General features: G+C 62.5%; 20 protein-coding genes and 1 pseudogene. 11 read left to right on the top strand and 10 right to left on the bottom strand.

The window, feature by feature from the left end; genetic code table 11:
- The first annotated feature begins 27 nt into the window (after window positions 1-27).
- The 3 genes from cmoA (at window position 28) to BLT26_RS07745 (ending at window position 3307) form a co-directional block, all read left to right on the top strand.
- A complete protein-coding gene (gene cmoA, locus BLT26_RS07755; RefSeq protein WP_091511570.1) occupies window positions 28-765 on the top strand; it encodes a carboxy-S-adenosyl-L-methionine synthase CmoA in 738 nt (245 codons plus the stop codon).
- A 14-nt stretch (window positions 766-779) separates the two neighbouring features.
- Complete coding sequence (gene cmoB, locus BLT26_RS07750) at window positions 780-1757, top strand: tRNA 5-methoxyuridine(34)/uridine 5-oxyacetic acid(34) synthase CmoB (RefSeq protein ID WP_091511566.1); 978 nt, start codon at window positions 780-782, stop codon at window positions 1755-1757.
- A 164-nt stretch (window positions 1758-1921) separates the two neighbouring features.
- A complete protein-coding gene (locus BLT26_RS07745; RefSeq protein WP_091511563.1) occupies window positions 1922-3307 on the top strand; it encodes an L-serine ammonia-lyase in 1386 nt (461 codons plus the stop codon).
- A 45-nt stretch (window positions 3308-3352) separates the two neighbouring features.
- Here the strand turns inward: BLT26_RS07745 and BLT26_RS07740 are convergent, their stop codons facing one another.
- From BLT26_RS07740 to BLT26_RS07720, 5 genes are all read right to left on the bottom strand, one after another.
- Window positions 3353-4165 (bottom strand): class I SAM-dependent methyltransferase, encoded by an 813-nt coding sequence (locus BLT26_RS07740; RefSeq protein ID WP_091511559.1) that lies wholly within the window; start codon window positions 4163-4165, stop codon window positions 3353-3355.
- A gap of 48 nt (window positions 4166-4213) precedes the next feature.
- The gene (locus tag BLT26_RS07735) at window positions 4214-4582 is read right to left on the bottom strand and encodes a SpoIIAA family protein (protein ID WP_091511554.1); all 369 of its coding nucleotides are present in this window, start codon (window positions 4580-4582) and stop codon (window positions 4214-4216) included.
- 62 nt (window positions 4583-4644) lie between these two features.
- Window positions 4645-5154: a hypothetical protein gene (locus BLT26_RS07730; RefSeq protein ID WP_091511548.1), complete on the bottom strand. Its 510-nt coding sequence runs from the start codon at window positions 5152-5154 to the stop codon at window positions 4645-4647.
- A gap of 374 nt (window positions 5155-5528) precedes the next feature.
- A complete protein-coding gene (locus BLT26_RS07725) occupies window positions 5529-6044 on the bottom strand; it encodes a hypothetical protein (RefSeq protein WP_091511544.1) in 516 nt (171 codons plus the stop codon).
- 125 nt (window positions 6045-6169) lie between these two features.
- Complete coding sequence (locus BLT26_RS07720; protein WP_091511540.1) at window positions 6170-6820, bottom strand: YiaD family glycine zipper/OmpA-like lipoprotein; 651 nt, start codon at window positions 6818-6820, stop codon at window positions 6170-6172.
- Window positions 6821-7001: 181 nt separating this feature from the next.
- Between BLT26_RS07720 and BLT26_RS16255 the strand changes: the two genes are divergently transcribed.
- A complete protein-coding gene (locus tag BLT26_RS16255) occupies window positions 7002-7328 on the top strand; it encodes a hypothetical protein (RefSeq protein WP_139169448.1) in 327 nt (108 codons plus the stop codon).
- Between the two features lie 160 nt (window positions 7329-7488).
- Here BLT26_RS16255 and BLT26_RS07715 read toward each other — a convergent pair whose 3' ends face one another.
- Window positions 7489-7716 (bottom strand): SlyX family protein, encoded by a 228-nt coding sequence (locus BLT26_RS07715; RefSeq protein ID WP_091511537.1) that lies wholly within the window; start codon window positions 7714-7716, stop codon window positions 7489-7491.
- Window positions 7717-7733: 17 nt separating this feature from the next.
- Window positions 7734-8879, bottom strand: coding sequence for a serine hydrolase domain-containing protein (locus BLT26_RS07710; RefSeq protein WP_091511534.1), 1146 nt, complete (start codon window positions 8877-8879; stop codon window positions 7734-7736).
- 108 nt (window positions 8880-8987) lie between these two features.
- Between BLT26_RS07710 and BLT26_RS07705 the strand changes: the two genes are divergently transcribed.
- On the top strand, window positions 8988-9452 hold the full coding sequence (locus BLT26_RS07705; protein ID WP_091511530.1) for a PaaI family thioesterase: 465 nt from the start codon (window positions 8988-8990) through the stop codon (window positions 9450-9452).
- Window positions 9453-9673: 221 nt separating this feature from the next.
- Here the strand turns inward: BLT26_RS07705 and BLT26_RS07700 are convergent.
- Window positions 9674-10483 (bottom strand): annotated as a pseudogene (locus tag BLT26_RS07700) (ion transporter); the annotation flags it as partial.
- A gap of 135 nt (window positions 10484-10618) precedes the next feature.
- Between BLT26_RS07700 and yciH the strand changes: the two are divergent.
- Window positions 10619-10942 carry a stress response translation initiation inhibitor YciH gene (yciH, locus tag BLT26_RS07695; protein WP_091511523.1) on the top strand — a complete coding sequence of 108 codons (324 nt, stop codon included), beginning with the start codon at window positions 10619-10621 and terminating at the stop codon, window positions 10940-10942.
- Between the two features lie 32 nt (window positions 10943-10974).
- On the opposite strand, the gene BLT26_RS07690 is transcribed toward yciH, so the two are convergent.
- Both BLT26_RS07690 and BLT26_RS07685 read right to left on the bottom strand, forming a co-directional pair.
- Window positions 10975-13560 (bottom strand): hypothetical protein, encoded by a 2586-nt coding sequence (locus tag BLT26_RS07690; protein ID WP_091511520.1) that lies wholly within the window; start codon window positions 13558-13560, stop codon window positions 10975-10977.
- Window positions 13561-13757: 197 nt separating this feature from the next.
- Window positions 13758-14351 carry a TetR/AcrR family transcriptional regulator gene (locus tag BLT26_RS07685; RefSeq protein ID WP_091511516.1) on the bottom strand — a complete coding sequence of 198 codons (594 nt, stop codon included), beginning with the start codon at window positions 14349-14351 and terminating at the stop codon, window positions 13758-13760.
- A gap of 201 nt (window positions 14352-14552) precedes the next feature.
- Between BLT26_RS07685 and BLT26_RS07680 the strand changes: the two genes are divergently transcribed.
- The 5 genes from BLT26_RS07680 to BLT26_RS07660 are packed head-to-tail and all read left to right on the top strand — an operon-like array spanning window position 14553 to window position 21173.
- Window positions 14553-15446: an SDR family oxidoreductase gene (locus BLT26_RS07680; protein ID WP_091511513.1), complete on the top strand. Its 894-nt coding sequence runs from the start codon at window positions 14553-14555 to the stop codon at window positions 15444-15446.
- Window positions 15446-17053, top strand: a complete 1608-nt coding sequence (locus tag BLT26_RS07675) for an acyl-CoA carboxylase subunit beta (RefSeq protein ID WP_091511509.1) — start codon at window positions 15446-15448, stop codon at window positions 17051-17053. Before BLT26_RS07680 ends, BLT26_RS07675 begins: the two co-directional genes overlap by 1 nt.
- A gap of 58 nt (window positions 17054-17111) precedes the next feature.
- Window positions 17112-18323 (top strand): acyl-CoA dehydrogenase family protein, encoded by a 1212-nt coding sequence (locus tag BLT26_RS07670; protein WP_091511505.1) that lies wholly within the window; start codon window positions 17112-17114, stop codon window positions 18321-18323.
- Window positions 18313-19140: an enoyl-CoA hydratase/isomerase family protein gene (locus BLT26_RS07665; RefSeq protein WP_245720643.1), complete on the top strand. Its 828-nt coding sequence runs from the start codon at window positions 18313-18315 to the stop codon at window positions 19138-19140. The genes BLT26_RS07670 and BLT26_RS07665 overlap by 11 nt, the downstream gene beginning before the upstream one ends.
- Window positions 19137-21173, top strand: a complete 2037-nt coding sequence (locus BLT26_RS07660; RefSeq protein WP_091511499.1) for an acetyl/propionyl/methylcrotonyl-CoA carboxylase subunit alpha — start codon at window positions 19137-19139, stop codon at window positions 21171-21173. Before BLT26_RS07665 ends, BLT26_RS07660 begins: the two co-directional genes overlap by 4 nt.
- Window positions 21174-21180: the final 7 nt, after the last annotated feature.

The raw sequence follows: 21180 nt of genomic DNA, 5'->3' as shown, positions 1-21180 counted from the left end.
GCTGGCTGCGCCAGGGGCAATTGGACCATGAGCAAACAAGACAACATTTACGCTAACCCGCTCGGCGAGGTGTCCGGCTTCCGCTTCGACCAATCGGTGGTGGATGTCTTCCCGGACATGATCCAGCGCTCCGTGCCGGGTTATACCACCATCGTTGCCATGATCGGGACGCTCGCCGAGCGCTTCGCCCAGGCCGGCAGCCGTTGTTACGACCTGGGCAGCTCTCTCTGTGCCGCCACCCTGGCGATGCGACACCGCATTCCCGCTGCCGGCTGTGAAATCGTCGCGGTCGACAACTCGCCGGCCATGGTCGAGCGCGCCCGCACCGTGCTGGCTGCCGACAGCGGCCAGCTACCGGTGCAACTGGTCTGCGACGACCTGCAGAAGGTGCAGATCGAGAACGCCTCCGTGGTGGTGCTCAATTTCACCCTGCAGTTCATCCCGGTAGCCGAGCGCGAGCGTATCCTGCAGCGGATTTACGACGGCCTGCGCCCCGGTGGCGTCCTGATACTGTCGGAAAAGGTGGCCTTTGAGGACCGCGATCATGAGGAACTGATGATCGACCTGCACCACGCCTTCAAGCGGGCCAACGGCTACAGCGAACTGGAAGTGGCCCAGAAGCGGGCCTCCCTGGAAAACGTATTGATCCCGGAAACACTCGGCGTGCACCGCGAGCGCCTGAAGAACGTGGGCTTCAGCAGTGTCGATGTCTGGTTCCAGTGTTTCAACTTCGCCTCGATGATTGCCATCAAGGCCGATACCTGACCCGGGGCACAGCGATGATCGACTACTCCCAACTCTACGAGGGGCTCAGGCACATCCCCGCACTGCGCGGCTGGCTGGCCGAGCTCCCGGCCCAGGTGGCCGCAGGACTGAGTGAACACCGTTGGGGCGACCTACCCGACTGGCGCGCTGCGCTCAGTGGGCTACCCGAGATCACCTGCGACTCGACAGAGTTCGTCGACAGCGTGGTCATCGGCCAGGCGGGCGATGCCACGCCGGAACAGCTGGAGCTTCTGGAAAGGCAGTTGCGCCGCCTACATCCCTGGCGCAAGGGCCCCTGGGAGGTGTTCGGGCTGCATATCGATACGGAGTGGCGTTCGGACTGGAAATGGGAGCGGGTCCTGCCCCACCTGGAGCCACTGGAAAACCGGCTGGTGCTGGATGTGGGCTGCGGCAACGGTTACCACTGCTGGCGCCAGTACGGTGCGGGAGCCCGCCGGGTAATCGGCATCGACCCCTCGGCAAAATTTGTCGCCCAGTTCTATGCGCTGAAAAAATATATCGGGGAGGAGTTGCCGGTCGACTTGCTGCCGCTCGGGATCGAGGCTGTACCGCCAAACCTCCGGGCCTTCGACACGACATTTTCCATGGGCGTGCTCTACCACCGCCGCTCCCCCATGGATCACCTGCGTGAACTCCGCGACACCCTGCGCCCGGGCGGCCAGCTGGTACTGGAAACCCTTGTGGTGGACGGGGACCTCGGCCACTGCCTGGTGCCCGAGGGGCGTTATGCCAAGATGCGCAATGTGTGGTTCCTGCCTACCTGCGCCACGCTCGAGAGCTGGCTGCGCAAAACCGGCTTTGCCAACCCACGTACCGTGGACGTCGCTCCCACCAGCCAGGGGGAGCAACGCCGTACCGACTGGATGCGGTTCGAATCCCTGGCCGACTTCCTCGACCCCGCGTCCCCCGATCGCACTGTCGAGGGTCACCCTGCGCCCAAAAGGGCCATCCTGGTCGCAAATGCGCCGTAGCTTGTGCCGCGAGGAGGCAATTTAGACGCTTAAACTCGGTCAAACAGACAGGTGGTAGGATATTCTGCGGAATACCGACAGGCATCTTGAATGTCTCTGCCAAATGGGCAGAGTTGCAGCATCAACACCTAAACAGACCTGCCAGTCACGGAGTGCCAGAGTCAATGAGCATCAGTGTTTTCGAACTGTTCAAGATCGGTATCGGCCCCTCCAGCTCGCATACCGTGGGCCCCATGGTGGCCGCGCGGCAATTCGTCGAGGACCTCGCCGGCCGCGGGGAGCTCACCCGCACTGACCGTGTGCAGGTGCACCTGTATGGCTCGCTGGCCCTTACCGGTATCGGCCACGGCACCGACATGGCAGTGCTGATGGGGTTACTGGGTGAGTCCCCGGATACCATAGACGTCAACTCGATCGACGAAAAGCTTGCCCGGATCGAGCGTGGCGAACAACTGCGCCTGCACGGCGATCACGACATCCGTTTTGTGCGCGAGCACGACCTGGTTTTCCACGAGGACGAATTCCTGCCGCAACACGCGAACGGCATGACCTGCCGAGCCTACAGTGCGGGCGAACTATTGTTTGAGCGCAGCTATTTTTCCATCGGCGGTGGCTTCGTGCTGTCCGAAGAGGATTTCGCCCACAAGGACCAGATTGCCACCCTCCTGCCCTACGATTTCGGCAGCGCCGCGCAGTTGATGTCCGTCTGCGAGCGCCATGGCTGGACCATCGCCGAGCTGGCAATGGAAAACGAAAAGGCCTTCCGCAGCGAGCAGGAGGTCAAGGATGCGCTGTGGGAAATCTGGGAGGTGATGGACGGATCCATCCAGCGCGGCTGCCACCAGTACGGCTTGCTGCCGGGTGGCCTCAAGGTACGGCGCCGGGCGGCTGAACTGTACAAGGAACTGAGCAAGCAGAGCCGGGAGGAGCGCGAGGACGGCCTTGCCATCCTCGACTGGGTGAGCCTCTACGCCCTGGCCGTAAACGAGGAAAATGCAGCGAGGGGGCGGATCGTCACCGCCCCCACCAATGGTGCTGCCGGCGTGATACCAGCGGTCATTGCCTACTATGTGCACTTTGTACACGACCCGGAAAAACACGGGGACCTGAAGGACCAGGTGGTGAAGTTCCTGCTTACCGCCGGCGCTATCGGCATGCTGTTCAAGAAAAATGCCTCTATTTCCGCAGCGGAAGTCGGCTGCCAGGGAGAGATCGGGGTGGCCTGCTCCATGGCCTCGGCGGGACTCGCTGCCGTTCAGGGCGGAAGCAACCAGCAAATAGAAAACGCCGCTGAAATCGGCATGGAGCACAACCTGGGGCTGACCTGCGACCCGATCGGCGGCCTGGTCCAGGTACCCTGTATCGAGCGCAATACCATGGGCGCGGTCAAGGCAATCAACGCCGCTCGCCTGTCCCTGCGGGGGGATGGCGCGCACATCGTGCCCCTGGATAGCGTGATCGAGACCATGCGCCAGACCGGTGTCGATATGCAGAGCAAATACAAGGAAACGTCCCAGGGGGGACTCGCGGTCAACGCGGTGAATTGCTGATACCGTCGACACGGGGCTCCGCGCTGACTTGTCGTGTTGCCCCGCTCAACCGGGCACGCCGTGGCGCGTATAGATGTCGAAACGGCCGGACTTTCCCTCAAGGGACAGAGCCGGCTTTTTCCCTGCGAGCCAGGGGGCGAGCCGCGGGCGCTTGACCACGGTGCGGTAGTAGCAGGCTGCGTAAGCCGGCTCCAGCAGCGCGTCGGCATCCTCGTCACTGCCCACCAGCTGGTGGAATGCCACCATTTCCTTCTTGACCTTGGCGCTCTTGCCACGGGGCGGGAACATCGGGTCGAGATACACCACAGGAATTGACTCGGGCGCCTGCCCTGCCAGCCAGCCGGCCGAGTCGTCCACGTCGTCTGCCAGCTGCAGCCGCCCAGCGAGCGGCGCCAGCTCGGCATCCTGTTCCGCCGCTTCGCGCAGTCGCCGTAGGCCATCCGCCAGCAGAGCCCGCACTATCGGGTTGCGCTCCAGCACAAGCACTTCACAGCCCAGCGAGCACAGGACAAAGGCATCGCGCCCAAGCCCCCCGGTGGCATCCACCACCCGCGGGTAAAACCCGCTCCGCACACCCACCGCTTTCGCAATCTGCTGGCCCTTGCCACCGCCATACTTACGCCGATGTGCTGCGGCACCGGAGACAAAGTCCACCTCGACCGGGCCCGGCGCCTTGCGCCCGGTCGCGCACAACTGCAGCGCGTCCCCGCGCCGGAGCACATAAGCCGGATGCTCCAGTCGCGATGGCTCTGTTTCTGTCAGTAGGGGGAGATCCAGTTCCTGCGCCAACTCTCGAGCGGCAGGCTGCCACTGGGGCGCAGCGGCGATCACCGCCAGGGATTGTGGGGAGTGTTTCAAAGCGATTCCGTGAAAGCTGACGGTTGGGCAGTTGCGGTCGGCTAGATGCTACCCCGGCTCGGACAGCCATTCCAGTGCGCGCTGCTTCTCAGCCCGTGGAAACGGACGCACATCGGCGCTCACGAAATGATCCACAAGCCGGGGCATGTAGCCCAGCAGGGTCTGGTCGGACACCACCGCAACCTTGTGCACATGGCGATGGTGATCGCGAATAAAAGTGCAGTGTGAAACGAGAGCGGCGAAGTCCTCCCAGCCGGGGAAACTCTCCGCATCGATGAGGATACCCGCCAGGCTGCCGTGTTCCTCAATAACCGGGTCCACCTGCGCGGCAAGCGCCTCGAAGTCCTTCGCTTGCAGTGGTGCCCGTGGCGAGACCTCGAGCACCGAATGGTTGTGGTACCAGTGGTGGTCAATCATGGCCAATACATACACCGGCGCCGCCCATGCGGGCGGCGCCGGCTTGACTGATTAGCGACGGTTTAGCGGTTCTGCGGCTCGTCACCGGCTTCGGCATCCCTGTCGGGTTCGTCGGAAATATCCTCCATGACGTCTTCAGCTGCCTCCTTGGTGGCCTCGCCGGCCTTCTCGATCGCCTGCCCGGCTCGCTCGGCGGCACCCTCGATTGCCTCGCCGGCCTCGGACGCGGCCTCCTTGGTGGCCTCGACGGCCTCTTCAGCCTCGCGTTCGAGCGCCGATTCATCCTCCACATCTACATCCACATCGGCATCCACATCGGTCTCGGGAGGAACTGTATCCGGCTGGTCGGGTTCCCGGGGCGTGCCGGTATCCGGGGATTCCATGGTTCCCATGCCATCGGGCGGCGTACCGGTTTCATCGGGTGTAGCCTCGGGCCTGGTGTCGTCCATGCGCTCTTCCTGGGGAGACTCGAGCGAATCGTACGTATCATCGGCCGTGTCATCGCCATTCCGCGACATGAAGTAACCGACTACCAGCAGCAGAATAATCAGCGTGATAAGTAGCGTTTTCATAAACCCACCTTTGACCCCTGGCCATTACTTGATTCGAGATACCGCCGCTCAGTGTCGTCGGCCCTCTTCCGGCAGCCATCGGGACAATCGAGCCGCTGTGGCTGGCTCCGCTGATTGGCCCGTAACCGGCTCCGGTCGATGGCGCCAGGCGGACATTCGCCAAATCCTCCAATTCGGAAGATGTTGACGCCAATATTGATAAGAATAACCCGGTAGACCGGTTCTTCAAGGAACATTGTTCCTCAGTATAAGTCAGTCTTGCTGTAATCAGGCGGTGAGTTATTTCTTTAGGAAATAATTGTGGCGGGAATGCGGAATTGGAATGCGGGAAATATCATAAGGCGGGCGGTAAAGAGGCGCGGGAAAGCCCGCCGTCAACCTGCCGCCCCAGACCGCTTCAATTGCGCCAGCAGCGGTGCCGCTTCGGCTTCCGGAATAGCGGCTTCACAGCTCAATAGTTGCAGCCGGCCGTAGCTATCGGGAGAGGCAAAAATCAGGTAACGCTGGCCTTTCTCCAGCTTGTCCTCGCAGGCGTCCAATCCTCGCCGGAAAGCGACCAGCCCGCTGGACTCACCTTTCCAGGTCTGTCGGGATACCGCGGAGTACACATACCCCTTGATGGCTACCATCCCGGGTTCCGATAGGGCGCGATCAACATCGCGATGAATACCGGCGATCTGGACCTCGGCGACAAACGCGGCTCGCTCGTAACGCTCGACCACGCCTCGGTCTTCAGCGGTAATACCCGGGGCAGTAAGGCTTTCAGCTGCGCCGCTCTCAGTGGCGTCACTCGCCTGTGCGCAGGCCGAAAAAAGGAGATATAGGACCAGCGGCAAAACACTGACCCGGGCGATATAGTGAAATTGTTGGCGCTGCTTGCCCTGGTTCACTCAACAAACTCCTTTTTGATGTCGCCGGGCGGTCAATGCCCGGCGGCCTCCCTGCCCCTGTCCGGCTCTATTTGCGTCGTAGGCATCAACAAAAAAGGGCACCGAAGTGCCCTCTTTTTCTCACATTATTTCAGTGGTAGCAACTCCAGCTCCACCCGGCGGTTGGCCTGTTTACCGGCCGCCGTGTCATTGGCGGCGATCGGGTAGCGCTCGCCGTAACCCACGGCCTGGACACGACCGCTAGCAATACCATTGCTGGTAAAGAAGCTGGCGACAGAATTGGCTCGGCGCTCGCTCAGCGTCTGGTTGTAAACATCAGAGCCGGTGCTGTCGGTATGACCACTTACGCGGATTGCGGTTTTGTCGAATTCCTTCAATACGATCACCACAGAATCCAGGGTATCGTAAAAGTCGCGGCGGATCTCAGCCCGGTCAGTTGCGAAGGTAATGTTGCCCGGCATGATCAGGCGGATGTTGTCACCCTCACGCTGCACGCGCACCCCGGTGCCTTCGAGCCGCTCCCGAAGGGCCATTTCCTGGCGGTCCATGTAGTATCCAACGCCGCCACCAATGGCAGCACCACCCAGGGCACCTGTAATAGCGCCCTTCTTGCGGTCATCCTTGCTGGCTGTCGCCGCGCCGATGATAGCCCCCGCCACAGCCCCGGCACCGGCACCCTTGGCCGCACTGCTGGTCTTCCTTTCGCCAGTGTAAGGATCCAGCGTGGTACAGCCAACCAGTGAGCCCAATGCGAGAATAGCGACCCATTTTTTCATGTAAGGTTCTCCTAACGCTTTTTAGTGAACGGGTATTGCTTCACGGGAAGACTGTCTGCCCCCCGCGCTGAGGGAAATGTTGCCTGGGCCCAGCTGACTGCCAGCTGAACCGGTCCCCTTTTTCCCAAGGAGCGAAGACTAGGAGGAATCTCCCCCTGCGTCCACAAAGCAATACGCATTTATGGACAACAAAAGTCGTGAGTTTCTGCATCCTGCCTCGGTCACCGCAGGCGCTCGCCAGCAGTACCAAATAACCATGCGCCAGGGGATGGCCGGGCATTACTCCACAGCTTCTGTGGATAACTCTGTTAATGAATTGGCAAAAGGCCGCCCGAGCGGGCACTATCTCTTGCAATCAGCATTTTGCGCACTTTTTAAACTCCGATTTTTATCATTAAAAAACAATGACTTACAACAAATTCGGAAATTTCCGTACCAGCTAGCGATCGATGACCAAGTATTCACGACACCCCCTTCGCCATGTGGAAAAAGTTTTGTCAATACTTGACTCGGCCCAGGCCGGCAACTTTTTGCCAATTTATCTGCATACTGGCCTGCTGAAGTGGACACAAGCGGCAGGGGTATAGGCGAACTCGCGGCCAGCTGGCGCGCAATTCTCTCGGCTCCACAACAGGAACCCGACCAGAACTCCTGGCCGAACTGGGAGCTCAGTAATGTGGCGGCTTCTCGTCCTGCTGCCTGCCTGGCCCCTGACCCTCTTCCGACAGGTCCTGGTAGCGGTCGGCCAACTCCCTAAGCCGGGCGACCAGGGCGCGAATATCCTTGTCCTGCGCCGCAATGACATCATTAAGCTGTGACAGCGTGTCCTCCTGGAACGCCAGGCGACTTTCCAGTTCCTCCACGCGGCTGCGCAGGTCATTCAGCTGTTGTTCCATTTCGTTTCCGGATTTATTCAGAGAAAGGAATAAAGGAGATCGACCAGTGCCACCGCACGCCGATCCATAAACAGGCTTTGGCCCAGCCTCGAGGTCACATAACCGACACCGATGCCCGCCTCCGGGTCGGCGAAACCAACCCCTCCGCCAGCCCCGGGATGACCAAAGCCGCGCTCCCCGCCGAAGCGCAGGTCGGCGGCGCGACCGCTGCGGATAAAGCCACAACCAAAACTGATTTCTGCCTGCAAGACCTGGTCTCGCTCACGGCTCTGCTCCCTGACCGCCTCTGCCAAGGTGTCACTGCCAAGCAGCCCCGGCGTATCAGAGGCCAGCTCGCCGTAAACCGTGGCCAAGTCGAGTGCACTGAAGTGCCCATTTGCCGCAGGAATCAGCGCCCCGCGCCACTCCGCACTGTTACTGCTCATCATGAGGCTCATGGGATTTGAGAAGGCTTTGGCCACCGGCCCGTCACGATCCTCTTTCATTGCCCGGCCCACAGCATTTTCCCGTAACTCGGGAAGGGGCTGTTTCAGGGGCGCCACATCGGCAATACGATCCGAGCGGTGGCCCAGCGCACCGAAACCACCATGCAGTCCCAGGGGCCCACCGAGAAACTCCCGGTACAGGTCGCGCAGGTCCCGGCCGCTGACCCGCTCGAGCAGGCCTCCCAGGGCCCAGCCGAACAGGAACGGGGAGTATCCCTGGCGGCTCCCGGGTTCCCACCAGGGCTCAACCGCTGCCACAGTGGCACAGGCACGCTCCCAGTCGTAAATCAGGGTATCCGGAACCCGCTCGCGGAATGCAACCACCCCGGCGCGATGGCAGAGAAGCTGGCGAGCGGTGACGCCCCCTTTACCTGCCGCGGCAAACTCCGGCCAGTAGTCCGCAACCGGGCGGTCCAGCTCGAGTTTTCCGCGGTCCACCTGCTGCAAGGCCAACAGGGCCAGCACTCCCTTCGAGCAGGAAAAGACATTGGCAAGGGTGTCCTCGGTGTAGGGTACCTCTCCATTGCGGTCGGCCCAGCCAGCCCAGAGCGATACCACGGTTTCGCCGTCCTGGCGGACCGCAAATCCCGCACCAGTGTCACCGTGGTGGCGGAAGTTCTCGGCAAAACAGTCATACAGGGCTTCCCACCCCGGTGCGCAGTGTCCGTAAATCTCCATCGAAACCCGTCCAGCGATAAAACGAGGCGCAAGGGTAGTTTCTTCCCCTGTCCCGCGCAAATGGTTAGCATTGCCGACCACGATTTTACGCTTTCTAAGGGGGGAGCCATGTCAGAACAGACCGCAATCCAGGACCAGATTCCACACAACCACTGCTTTGGCTGCGGACCGGAAAACACTGAGGGACTGCAAATCAAGAGCTACTGGACCGGCGAGGACAGCAGTCGCTGTGAGTTTGTCCCCAGCCCCCATCACTGTGCCGGCCCCACCCATTACCTCAACGGCGGCATCATCGCCACCGTGATTGATTGCCACACCATCTGTACGGCCATCTCCGACGGCTACCGCCAGGCGGGGCGCGAGACGGGTGTCGGTGACAAGATCTGGTATGCCACGGGCAAACTGGATATCCGCTACAAGGCACCCGCGGCGATAGGCAGCCCGGTGGTACTGGAGGCCCGAATCATCGGCCGGAGCGACCGGAAGACCGAGCTCAAGTGCACCCTGTCCAGCGATGGGCGGGTGTGCGCGGAAGCCGACGTGGTGGCGGTAAGGGTACCTGACAACTGGTGAGCCGCGCGAGGGCTCGCTCAGCGATCCTCCCCGGCACTGCCCGGGCTGCTGTCGGGGCCCTCACCCTGCCGCCTGCTCTCCTCCTCCGCACCGGAGTGCGGTAACCCGTCGGACCTCGCCTCCCCGGGTTCTGGCTTGCGCACCTTTTCCTCGGCCTTTTTTTTCTCCGCTTTCTTTTCCTCGGCTTTCTTTTCCTCGAGCTTCTCTGCCTCCCGCTGCACATCCTCGAGTTTGTAGCCGCAGTGCTTGCAGTATTCCGCGTCGCGATCGTGCCCGGCCCGGCTGCAATTGTCGCAGCGGATGAGCAGCTTTTCGCGTCCGAGTTCCTGTGCCAGTTCCGCTGTCACAATCCCCGTAGGCACTGCGATGATGGAGTAGCCAATGAGCATGGTCATGGACGCGATGGTCTGCCCCAGCGTGGTCTGTGGGGTGATATCACCAAACCCCACCGTAGTCAGGGTGACGATCGTCCAATACACACTCTTGGGAATGCTGGTAAAGCCGTGAATCGGCCCCTCCACGACGAACATCAGGGCGCCGAAAATAATGCAGATCACCAGCACGCCGGCATAGAAGACCAGGATCTTGCGGCGCGCCTGCCAGAGCGAGCGCAACAACAGGTTGGCATCCTGCAGGTAACGCACGAGCTTGAGGACGCGGAAAATACGCAAGACCCGCAACAAGCGGATTACCAGTAGGTAGCCCGCCCCGGTAACCATCAGGGCAAGGTAACTGGGCAGGATCGCCAGCAGGTCAACAATGCCGTAAAAACTGAAGATGTAGCTGCGCCGGTCTACCGCGCAGTAGATGCGCGCCGCGTACTCTATGGTAAAGAGCGCGGTAAAAAACCATTCGAGGGCAAACAGCAACTCACCATACTGGCCGGCAATACTCTCGACCGATACCAGCAGCACCAGTGCGACACTGATCAGGATGGCCCAGATCAGGACAACATCAAAGCCCTTCCCCGCCGGGGTATCGGTGCCAAAGATGACTTCGTTGAGCCACTTTCTCTTTCCGGTTAATGCCATATCCCCTCCACAACGAGACATGACTATAGCGCCACAACAGCTTCGCCGCCACAGGGTCATCCCCGAATGGCATCGGGCAAATTTTGCCTGTAACCTTGCCGCCACCAACCGGACAGAGACCGAACAGAGCAAGCCATGGGGAAAAACAGCCGCCTCGTGTACTCCACTGACAGGGGCAGGATAAAAGAAGAGTCGCAGCCACAAGAGCGCCACGAGGGGGACGGCATCGTCCGCATCCAGCGCGAGACCAAGGGCCGCAAGGGGAAGGGTGTGACCTGCGTGCGCGGGGTACCCGGTACTGACACCGAGTTGAAACTTTTACTGGCCGAACTTAAAAAGCGCTGTGGCTGTGGGGGTGCCCTGAAAGATGGGGTCATCGAGATCCAGGGCGACAAGCGGGCAGAGATCAAGGCCCTGCTCGAGGCAAGGGATTACCGGGTAAAACTGGCCGGAGGCTGAGCGCCGGCATCGTGTGGCGGCCGACTGGCAGCCTAGGACAACTCGCCCACCAGCCGCAGAGGCTTAACCCCAAGGGACTTCTCAGTTTCCAGGCACTGCTGCAGCAGCCGGGCGAGGTGCTTGCGATATTGGTCGCTGACAGTGGCGCTGGCCGTCTTGCAGCACAGTTCCATTTCCTGCAGCCTGTCGACCAGGGCCTGTCGCTCACGCGGTAGGGGCTCCACTTGGCGGTTTGCCATACTCCCCGCCAAACGGGCCTGGAGAGCACTCTCCAGACCGATATTCACCAGAACCTCATTGCCCTGAACCTGCTGGCTGACCGCATCGAGGGCACGCTGGGCGAGATCGTAAAACTTTTGCAGCACCTCTCGCTGGGCCGGCTCGAGCGACAGCCGGTCCATTGCATACCCGAGTATCATGGCGAACTCGTCCAGCTTGTCCACATGAGGGGCAAGAGAGTCGAATGCCTGCGTCTCGCCGAGCGCAGCCTGCGCCCAGGTACGGTCATCGCTGCCCATCGACCCGATGGCCCGCTTCATGCGCAGTACAAATACCCCCTGGATCTGGTGGTACTGTCGCAGGGCGGCATCCCGCCGTGCGCGGAGGTCACGCAGCGTGGCATCCGCCGCTGCCGCATCCGCCACCTCCAGGCGAAAATCACCCGGCGGGACTTTTACCGCCTGGCGCATTAGCTCCGCGCCCAGCTCAACCATGGTGGCCCGTGAGGACAGCTCATCGAGGTTTCGCGTGAGTTCGCGCAGCTCGACAAGTTTGTTCCGCAGCCAGTCTACACACTCCTGTAATCCCATCGCTGCCAGGGTCTGGTCTCCCGGTACATCTGCAGGGAGGAAGCGGCGTGGCGGTATGCGGTTGAAGTACTCCCCCATTACCTGAAGTGCCCGCTCAGCATCCTCAGTGACGCACAGCAACTGCTGGTTATCGACGGGACGGGTATCCTCTGCCGAGACCGATGCGCTCGCCTCTGCGGCCAGGCCGTGCAGGTCTTCAACCAACTTGTGAACAGAGAACTCATTGCCCACGGCAGGCGCCAGCCCGAGATCTTCGACCAAGGCGACCCGGTCATTATCCGCCGGGGACGTGCTGTCCCAGTAATCGGAGGGCTGCGCCATCGCCAGTTCGAGGTTGGAGACAGTCTCCCGGTCAAGGTTGCGCATGGTCCACACGATGGCGCGGGGATAGTTTTCCAGGCGCTGCCCGGCGATCGCCGCCTCGCGATTGACCTCCGACACCAGCAGGTCCGCGTGGACCAGCTGCTGCCACTTTTCCGCGAAAGGCGCGAAGGCATCGCTGCCAATTACCTGGGCGGCACAGCGATCTGCCTCCCGCACCAGCAGTCGTGCCACCGGCCCGCCCACTACCTGGTGCAGGGCCTCAAGCCGGTCCAGGATCGGGATCACACCGCGACCGCACAGGGCGAGAAGTTTATGTAATGGCTTCAGGGCTGCGGGCGCCCCTCCCCTCTGCACGCTCCGGGAGCTGCCGTGGGAGAGCACGGTGCGGTCGTTCTCCAGCGCCCACTGGAGCCACTGCAGTCGGCGTGGAGTCTCCAGCGCCAGCCAGGCTGCCAGTGCCCGGATTCGCCCGCGGTGGGTTCCCAGCTGTCGCGCCACCAGTGCAAGCAACTCGTTTCCCGATAGTGAATAGGCGGCGCCCAGGCCAAGCACCAGGACGGGAGACTGCTGGAGGCTCTCGGCCAGCCCTTCGGAGTCCACCCGCACTGTACTGCCGGCGGCGATACGGATGCCCGATACCCGGGGCAATGCCAGTTTGTCAGCGAGTACGTCCAGCAGCAGGTAGAGACCCTGCCCCTCGGCGCGTGACAACGCGCGCGTTACCGGCTGGGCGTCGGCCGCCAGCCGCCGTGCACTAAAGAATGGCCATACCAGCAAAGCTGCTACCAGCCCGCTGAGCGTCAGGGATGCGACCAGGCCGACTACCGCCCCTGGCCCGGCTTGTGCCACCAGTATCGCCTCACCGAAGCGCCAGGCTGCGCTGCCGGCACTATACACACACAGGGCCAGTAACAGGACGAAAAACGCCGGTACAAGCGCCACACCAGGCAGCCCGAGCAACAGGCCGGTACGAGCCGAAAGCGGGTCGGGGACCCGATTATCGCCTCCGGCGAACAGGGCCTCGAGTTGCTGCCGTGCCCTGGAGGACGGGGGGGAGCTGGCCGCTCCCTTAATGGGCCTGGCGCTGGCGGCCGTAACTGCAGCTGGAGAAGCCGCCGGGACCGGTTTTTTTTGTATGCCTGCGCGAGCGGTGTCTTCAGCCTGGCCGGTTGCAGCGGGGGCATTTAGCGCCCCACCGGCGCGCCGTTTCCTGGCGTACTCCATCCGGGCCAACAGCGCCTTGTTGTTGTATTTACCAGCAGGGAAAACCTCGACACGCAGGCCGATTCGCTGGAGACGGGAGCGGTATTCCACCACTTGCTGGGAGGAAAGCCCATCCTTGATCACCCAACCTTTCACCAACAGAGGCCGCGCCCTGGGCACCGGAATGGAGAATGCCTTGGCCGCGGCTTCCAGTACTTCAGCCGGCGGCTTGTCCCGCAGGGTCTTTCCGGCAGATACAACTTGGAACAACTGGGCTGACATCGATGGCTCCGGTGCAGGTAGTTATTGGTATTTCCCGGTGGGCTGGGTGCTAGCCGCCAAAGCCTAATTTATTATCCTGCACCAGTGTGGGGACTGGTTCTCACCGCCCTCGCCCCACTGGCACGCCCTGCGCCAAAAGAAGGGGTGCCGCACACTCATAGTGATAACCACATCTCACCCGGTGGTGCGATGAGCACTCAAGCTGGCTTCGGCCGCGAAAACAGTACTACCAATTCGTCGGCCAGTTCCCCCAGGGAAAGCCCCCCGTCTTTCTGCCGGAACCAGTGGTAAGTATGGGAGAGCGCGCCCTGGAGCAAACGCCGGGCCAGGGCCGGGTCAGCCACACTCTCCGCCTCCTCGAGCACCTCGCGCCACAACTGCTCATATTCCTCGCGCAACGCCAGCACAACAGCCTGGTTCTTCCCACTGAGGCTCCGCCATTCCGATACCAGGATAGTGAAGCCGGGCACCGCGCGGCCGTGGATCGCCTCGAGTTCACAGAGGATGCACGCACGTAACTTTGACGTGGGCGAACTCGCCTGAGCTGCCGCCTGGGCCATCCGCGCGCGCGCGAAGAGTGTGACCTCCCGCATCACCTGGCACAGGATCTCTTCCTTGCTGCGGAAGTGGTGGAAGATGCTGCCAGAAAGAATCCCGACTTCCCCCGCTATGTCACGTACCGTGGTGCGGGCGAATCCCTTTTCCACGAACAAATGCGCTGCGGCATTCAGCAGGCGCCCGCGCGGCGACGAAGGATCCGTGAGTTCCCCGCACGCCACCAGTGAATCCATGAGCCCTGGTGACCCGCCCGGCGCAGGCACGGACCTTACCCCTGTAATGCTGCTTTCTTCCGCCAATGATTCCCCCAACGTGAAACAGTTGATAACCAAGCGCTTGCTTGGTAGCGTTGGGGAATGATGCTTGCCGGCAAGTAAACCTGCAAGCCCCGACAATAAAAATAGCGACAACGGATACGGCACAAGGAGTCCGCCATGCCCTACCAGAGCCAGCTGCGCCCGGGCAGTTTCGCCGGGCAGGTTCACATCGTCACCGGCGGCGGCAGCGGTATCGGCCGCTGCATCGCCCACGAACTGGCCAGCCTCGGGGCTCATGTGGTGCTGGTCGGCCGTACGGGGGGAAAACTGCAGCGTGTACTGGCCGAGATAGAGGAAGACGGCGGGACCGGAAGCTGGCACAGCCTCGACATCCGCGACGAGGAACACGTGACGGAAACCGTGTCCGGGATCCTGCGTGACCACACCGCTATCCACGGGCTGGTGAACAACGCCGGTGGGCAGTTCCCCTCTGCCCTGGAACAGATTTCCGCCAGGGGATTTGAGGCAGTGGTGAGAAGCAACCTGCTCGGGGGGTTTCTCATGGCGCGCGAGGTCTACAAGCAGTGCATGAAAGACAGCGGCGGCGCCATTGTCAATATCACCGCAGACAATGCAGGTGGTATGCCACTGATGGGACACTCCGGGGCCGCCCGCGCGGGCATGGACAACCTCACGGAAACGGCCGCGGTAGAGTGGGCTGCCAGCGGCGTGCGCGTAAACGCGGTCGCTCCCGGCTACATCCTCTCCAGCGGCTTCGATACCTATGACCCGGAATTCCTGCGGCAACTGCTACCGGGATTTCGCGACAGCATTCCCCTCTACAGGCTCGGCGAGGAAGCCGAAATCAGCGCAGCCGTATGCTTCCTGCTGTCGGATGCCGCCAGTTACCTCACCGGCCAGACGATCAGGATAGATGGCGGCTCCAGCCTCAAGCATCACTCACCGCTTTGGCAAACCACGCCGGCCCGCAATCGCAAGCGCTTTGACGGATTCCATCGCCGCGAGAAACCCGCGGTAGTGACCGAACTCGAAGCCGAGGGCAAGCTCTGATGCAGCCATTCGAGTCATGCGTGGATACCGGATCTGCCGAGTTTGCGGAAAATCGCGCGGCCATGCTCGATGCCATCGCGCAGTTCCGCGATGCAGAGCGGCGACCGCTCGACGTGGCCGCAGAGAAGAGTGATCGCTACCGGCAACGCGGCTGGCTACTGCCCCGGGAGCGGCTTAACCGGCTGCTGGACCCCGGCAGCCCTTTTCTTGAACTTTGCGCCCTGGCGGGTTACAGGCTGTACGACGACGCCGACGGCAGCGGTGCCGGCGGCGGCGCCATCTGCGGCATCGGCCGCATAAGCGGGCGGCGCTGCATGGTGCGCGTGGACAATTATGCAGTAAAGGGCGGCACCATTTCCCCGGCGGGAATGGACAAGGCCCTGCGGATGCAGCAGATAGCGCTGGAGAACCACTTGCCGGTGGTCACACTCGCCCAGAGTGGCGGCGCCAACCTGATGTATGCCAATGAGACCTTCGCCCCCGGCGGCAGGGGATTCGCCAACCAGGCGCGCATGTCGGCTGCCGGCATCCCCCAGGTAACCGTGGTGCACGGCGGCGCCACGGCCGGGGGCGCATACCAGCCGGGACTCTCGGACTACGTGGTGATGATACGCGGGCAGACCGGCATGTACCTGGCCGGCCCGCCGCTGCTCAGGGCCGCAACCGGCGAGATCGCGGACGAGGAAACCCTCGGCGGAGCCGAGATGCACTGCCGGCAGTCCGGCAGCGGCGACTACCTGGCAGAGAACGATGCAGACGGCATTCGCCTGGCCCGGGAAATCGTTGCCACCCTTCCCTCCGAGCCCCGGCCGCAAACGGCCCGCGACTGGTGCGAGCCCCGCTACCCGGAAGAGCAATTGCTGGGCCTGGTCCCCGCCGACAGCAGGAAACCTTACGATGTGCGCGAGGTGCTGGCGCGTATCGTCGATGACTCGGCTCTACTGGATTTCAAGCCCGAATTCGACCGGCAAACAGTCTGTTGCCATGCCAGGATCGAGGGCCATACTGTGGGCGTGATCGGCAACAACGGCCCCATTACCCCGGCCGGTGCCAGCAAGGCTGGCCAGTTTATCCAGCTGTGCGAGCAGAGTGGCACGCCGCTTCTGTTCATGCATAACACCACCGGCTTTATGGTCGGCACCGAGGTGGAGCGCGCCGGTATCATCAAGCACGGCTCCAAGATGATCCAGGCAGTGGCCAACGCCAGTGTGCCCAAGCTCAGCATCGTCATCGGGGGTTCGTACGGGGCCGGGAATTACGCCATGTGCGGGCGCGGCTTTGACCCGCGCTTTATCTTTGCCTGGCCCAATTCCCGCACGGCCGTGATGGGTGCGGCCCAGGCGGGCAAGGTGCTGCGCATCGTAACCGAGCAAAAGATGCGGCGCGCCGGCGCGATCGACGAGGCCGCTCTCGACCGGGTGGAGCAGGATACCGCCGCATTTATGGAGGCGGGTTCCGGGGCGCTTTCCAGCAGTGCACGGCTCTGGGATGACGGAATCATCGACCCACGGGATACCCGCAGGCTGCTGGGCATGCTGCTGGAAATATGTCACGGAGCTGAACTGGCATCACAACGCACGAATTCATTTGGGGTCGCCAGGTTCTGAGGAGCATCGCCAGGGTGCTCAGAGAGGTCGAAACACTCAAGGAAAAGGGTACATCGCCATGGTATTGACCGACGAGCATCGCGAGCTGCAGCGCACTGTACGCAACTTTGTCGAGCGTGAAATCAATCCCAGGGTCAGCGAGTGGGAGGCCGCAGGATACTTTCCCAGCCGCGAGCTGTTCGCCAGCCTCGGGGAATTGGGCCTGCTCGGCATTAACAAGCCCGCAGAATTCGGCGGGCTTGCTCTCGACTTCAGCTACGAGGCGGTCTTCCTCGAGGAACTCGGTGCAGCCCACTGCGGCGGCGTGCCGCTGGCCATCGCCGTCCAGACCTCCATGGCGACACCTGCGCTGGCCAGGTTCGGCAATGACGCGCTCCGCCAGGAATTCCTCACCCCCGCCATTCGGGGCAGCATGGTAGGGGCAATCGCAGTCTCCGAGCCCGGCGCCGGCTCTGACGTAGCCGGTATTGCCACAACTGCCACCGGCGACGGCGACGATTATCTGGTCAACGGCAGCAAGATGTGGATCACCAATGCCCCGAGCGCCGATTTTTTCTGTACCCTGGTCAATACCGGCGAAGGCAAGCCACATCGCAACAAGTCGCTGCTGGTGATCCCCGCGGATGCCCCGGGAGTGCGCGTGGGGGAGCGGCTCAAGAAACTGGGCATGCGCTCTTCCGAAACCGCTCCGGTATTCTTTGACAATGTGCGCGTGCCGAAACGCAATCGCATCGGCAACGAGGGCGATGGCTTCCTGCTCCAGATGCTGCAGTTCCAGGAAGAACGGCTTGCCGGTGCGCTGTTGACAATCCGCGGCCTGGAAAACTGTGTTTCCTCAACCATCGACTATACGCGCGAGCGCCAGGCCTTTGGCGGTGCCCTGCTCGACAACCAGGCTGTTCATTTCAGCCTCGCGGAAATGCAGACGGAAGTGGAGTGCCTACGCGCACTGACGTGGCGGGCGATCGAGTCCTACGTGGCAGGCGAGGATGTCACCACCCTCGCCTCCATGGCGAAACTCAAGGCCGGGCGCCTGGGCCGCTCCATTCCCGACCAGTGCCTGCAGTTCTGGGGCGGCATGGGTTACATGGAGGAGACGCCCATCAACCGCGCCTATCGCGATTCCCGCCTCACCGCGATCGGCGGGGGCGCCGACGAGGTGATGCTCGGCATTATCTCCAAACTGATGGGCATACTTCCCGGGCCACATGCGCCCAGGCCCCACGGTGGAAACGCGTCTCGCAAAGAGGAGACCCAGCGTGAACACTGAGGATACCGTTACCGCGCCAGTGCTCAGCCGCCGCGAGGGGCATGCGATTTTTCTCACCCTGAACCGGCCCGAACAGCGCAACGCACTCAGCCTGCGAATGGTGGATGCCCTTCTCGAAGAACTGGAATCAGCAGGGAATGACCCCGCGATTCGGGCCCTGGTACTGCGGGGCACCGGCGGCCACTTCTCGGCCGGGGCGGACGTGAGCGACATGCTCAATGCGCAACAATTAGTCGAGCGTGGGCAGGAGGACGCCTTCGAAAAACTCAACCGCCGCTTCGGCAACCTGCTGGAGCGCTTCGAGAGATCCCCGCTGGTGACCATTGTTGCGCTCGAGGGCTCAATCATGGGCGGTGGACTGGGACTTGCATGCACCGCTGATATTGCCATCGCCAGCAGGAATGCACGCTTCTCCCTGCCGGAGGCGCGGCTGGGCCTGGTACCGGCACAAGTGGCGCCGTTCGTCGTGGCCCGTATCGGCCAGTCACAGGCCCGCAGGCTGGCACTGGCCGGTGCCAGCATCGATGCCGCCGAGGCCCTGCGCCTGGGGCTGGTACATTCTACCGTTACTGATTGCGCGGCCCTGGATGCCGCCGTGGCCGAACAGCTCACGGCGGTCGGCCGTTGCGCCCCCGCTGCGCTGGCGACTACCAAGCGCCTGCTGCTCGACAGCGACCCGGCTGCCGCCGGGCCTGGTCGCGAGCGATTGCTGGACCACGCCGCACGCCTGTTTTCCCGTGCCGTACAGGGCGCCGAGGGCCGTGAGGGCACCCGCGCGTTTATCGAGAAACGCCCGGCCGGGTGGCAACCGCAATGAAGCACAACAACAGCCCCCGCCGCCCCACCCTGTTGGTGGCCAATCGTGGCGAAATTGCCATGCGCATCATGCGCACGGCGCGAGCGGAAGGTTACCGGACCATCGCCATTTACAGTGACCCCGACCGCAACGCGCCCCATACCCGGGCGGCCGATGTGGCAATCGGGATCGGTGGCCGCGCACCACAGGAGTCCTACCTGGATATAGAGCGGGTGATCGCCGCTGCCATCCGGGGCGGTGCCACTGCAGTGCATCCCGGCTATGGTTTCCTGTCGGAGAACGCGGGGCTTGCACGAGCCTGCATCCGCAGCGGGCTGGAATTTATCGGCCCACCGCCCGAGGCCATAGAGGCCATGGCCAACAAACGCCGTGCCAAGGCGCTGATGGAACAGGCCGGGGTGCCATGTATCCCCGGCTTCGCTCTCCCTGAGCAGCACTCCAACGGCGAAAGTGAAATGCTGCATGCTGCCGCCGCGATCGGTTTTCCACTGATGGTCAAGGCCGCCGACGGCGGCGGCGGGCGGGGCATGCGCCTGGTGGAGAATGCGGAGGAGCTGCCGGCCCGGCTGCGCAGCGCACGCAGTGAGTCGAAAAGCGCATTTGGCAGTGACGAAATCATTCTCGAGAAAGCGCTCGTCGATGCCCGCCACGTGGAAGTGCAGGTGTTCGCGGATTGCCACGGGAATATCATCCACCTGGGTGAACGGGATTGCTCTATCCAGCGCCGTCACCAGAAAATCGTGGAAGAGTCCCCCTCCCCTGCCGTGGGAGCGGATCTCCGCCGGCGTATGGGGGAAGCCGCCGTGGCGGCAGCCCGCGCGTGTAATTATATCGGCGCCGGTACCGTGGAATTCCTGCTCGACCGAAATGGCGATTTCTATTTCCTGGAGATGAACACCCGCCTGCAAGTGGAACACCCGGTGACCGAAATGGTGACCGGGCTCGACCTCGTGGCCTGGCAACTGGCGGTGGCGCGGGGCGAGCCCCTGCCAATCAGCCAGCAGGAAGTGAAGCTCGCCGGCCACGCCATCGAGGTGCGACTCTATGCCGAGGACCCGGACAACCACTTCCTGCCGCAATCCGGCGAGATACTCCACTGGCAGGAACCGGCCGCTCCCGGCATCCGCTGCGACCATGCCATAGCAACCGGCGGTGCCGTAACCCCGTTTTACGATCCCATGCTGGGCAAACTGATTGCTCACGGTCGCGATCGTGAGCAGGCACGCATGCGGCTGCTCAATGCCCTCTCCCGCATTGAGTTTATCGGGCCGCGCAACAACTTTGCGTTCCTGCAGCGCGTGATCGACAGCCCGGTGTTTGCCGCAGGAGGAGCGACCACCGCTTTCCTGGCTGAGCAGGAGGAACTCAAACCCACTGGGAATCCGGACCACATAGATTCCGCCCAGCACAGGGAAGCGGCAATTGCTGCAACAGTGATGTACCGATGCGCGCTCGATCCTGCCGATTGCCGAAGCGGCCGGGCAAACTGGCGCAACGGCGATAACAGCGTCCCGGTTTATTTTTGCCTCCAGCGAGATGGCAGGCTTTTCGAGTGTCGTCTCCGGGTACACCAGGGCCGCTCCGGAATCAGGGTGGAATCCGGTGGGGAGAACTTCGACATCGAGGTTGTGCACATGGCCGGGGATCGCGCCCGCCTCGCCGTCGATGGTATCGAGTGCCTGACAACATTCAGTCTGCGCGGCGCCCGGCTGCACCTGCTGATGGATGGCCAACAGGCGCAGTGGGAAGACCACTCTCACTTCCCCGCCAGCGCAGCCCAGGCCCGCAGCGACGGGCTTATCCGTGCGCCCATGGACGGGACCCTGGTGGAACTCTGCGTGACGGCGGACCAGGCGGTGCAGTGTGGAGATACAGTGGCGGTGATCGAGGCAATGAAAATGGAACACCCGCTGAAAGCCGATTGCGATGGAACGGTCGGCGAGCTGGCAGCCCGGCCCGGTGACCAGGTGCGCGGCGGCCAGGTGCTGGCGCGTATCGAGCCAGTGCCCCAGCCTACCCCGTCGATAACCTGAATAGGGG

This window comes from Microbulbifer yueqingensis, from assembly GCF_900100355.1.
Classification (GTDB): Bacteria; Pseudomonadota; Gammaproteobacteria; order Pseudomonadales; family Cellvibrionaceae; genus Microbulbifer; species Microbulbifer yueqingensis.
This window is presented reverse-complemented; position numbering and strand designations above follow the sequence as displayed.

Excerpts from the sequence above, each read along its gene's own strand:
- cmoA (WP_091511570.1), top strand. The coding sequence starts at position 28 with ATGAGCAAACAAGACAACATTTACGCTAACCCGCTCGGCGAGGTGTCC.
- cmoB (WP_091511566.1), top strand. The coding sequence starts at position 780 with ATGATCGACTACTCCCAACTCTACGAGGGGCTCAGGCACATCCCCGCA.
- BLT26_RS07745 (WP_091511563.1), top strand. The coding sequence starts at position 1,922 with ATGAGCATCAGTGTTTTCGAACTGTTCAAGATCGGTATCGGCCCCTCC.
- BLT26_RS07735 (WP_091511554.1), bottom strand. The coding sequence starts at position 4,582 with ATGATTGACCACCACTGGTACCACAACCATTCGGTGCTCGAGGTCTCG.
- BLT26_RS07730 (WP_091511548.1), bottom strand. The coding sequence starts at position 5,154 with ATGAAAACGCTACTTATCACGCTGATTATTCTGCTGCTGGTAGTCGGT.
- BLT26_RS07720 (WP_091511540.1), bottom strand. The coding sequence starts at position 6,820 with ATGAAAAAATGGGTCGCTATTCTCGCATTGGGCTCACTGGTTGGCTGT.
- BLT26_RS16255 (WP_139169448.1), top strand. The coding sequence starts at position 7,002 with ATGGACAACAAAAGTCGTGAGTTTCTGCATCCTGCCTCGGTCACCGCA.
- BLT26_RS07715 (WP_091511537.1), bottom strand. The coding sequence starts at position 7,716 with ATGGAACAACAGCTGAATGACCTGCGCAGCCGCGTGGAGGAACTGGAA.
- BLT26_RS07710 (WP_091511534.1), bottom strand. The coding sequence starts at position 8,879 with ATGGAGATTTACGGACACTGCGCACCGGGGTGGGAAGCCCTGTATGAC.
- BLT26_RS07705 (WP_091511530.1), top strand. The coding sequence starts at position 8,988 with ATGTCAGAACAGACCGCAATCCAGGACCAGATTCCACACAACCACTGC.
- yciH (WP_091511523.1), top strand. The coding sequence starts at position 10,619 with ATGGGGAAAAACAGCCGCCTCGTGTACTCCACTGACAGGGGCAGGATA.
- BLT26_RS07690 (WP_091511520.1), bottom strand. The coding sequence starts at position 13,560 with ATGTCAGCCCAGTTGTTCCAAGTTGTATCTGCCGGAAAGACCCTGCGG.
- BLT26_RS07685 (WP_091511516.1), bottom strand. The coding sequence starts at position 14,351 with ATGGATTCACTGGTGGCGTGCGGGGAACTCACGGATCCTTCGTCGCCG.
- BLT26_RS07680 (WP_091511513.1), top strand. The coding sequence starts at position 14,553 with ATGCCCTACCAGAGCCAGCTGCGCCCGGGCAGTTTCGCCGGGCAGGTT.
- BLT26_RS07675 (WP_091511509.1), top strand. The coding sequence starts at position 15,446 with ATGCAGCCATTCGAGTCATGCGTGGATACCGGATCTGCCGAGTTTGCG.
- BLT26_RS07670 (WP_091511505.1), top strand. The coding sequence starts at position 17,112 with ATGGTATTGACCGACGAGCATCGCGAGCTGCAGCGCACTGTACGCAAC.
- BLT26_RS07660 (WP_091511499.1), top strand. The coding sequence starts at position 19,137 with ATGAAGCACAACAACAGCCCCCGCCGCCCCACCCTGTTGGTGGCCAAT.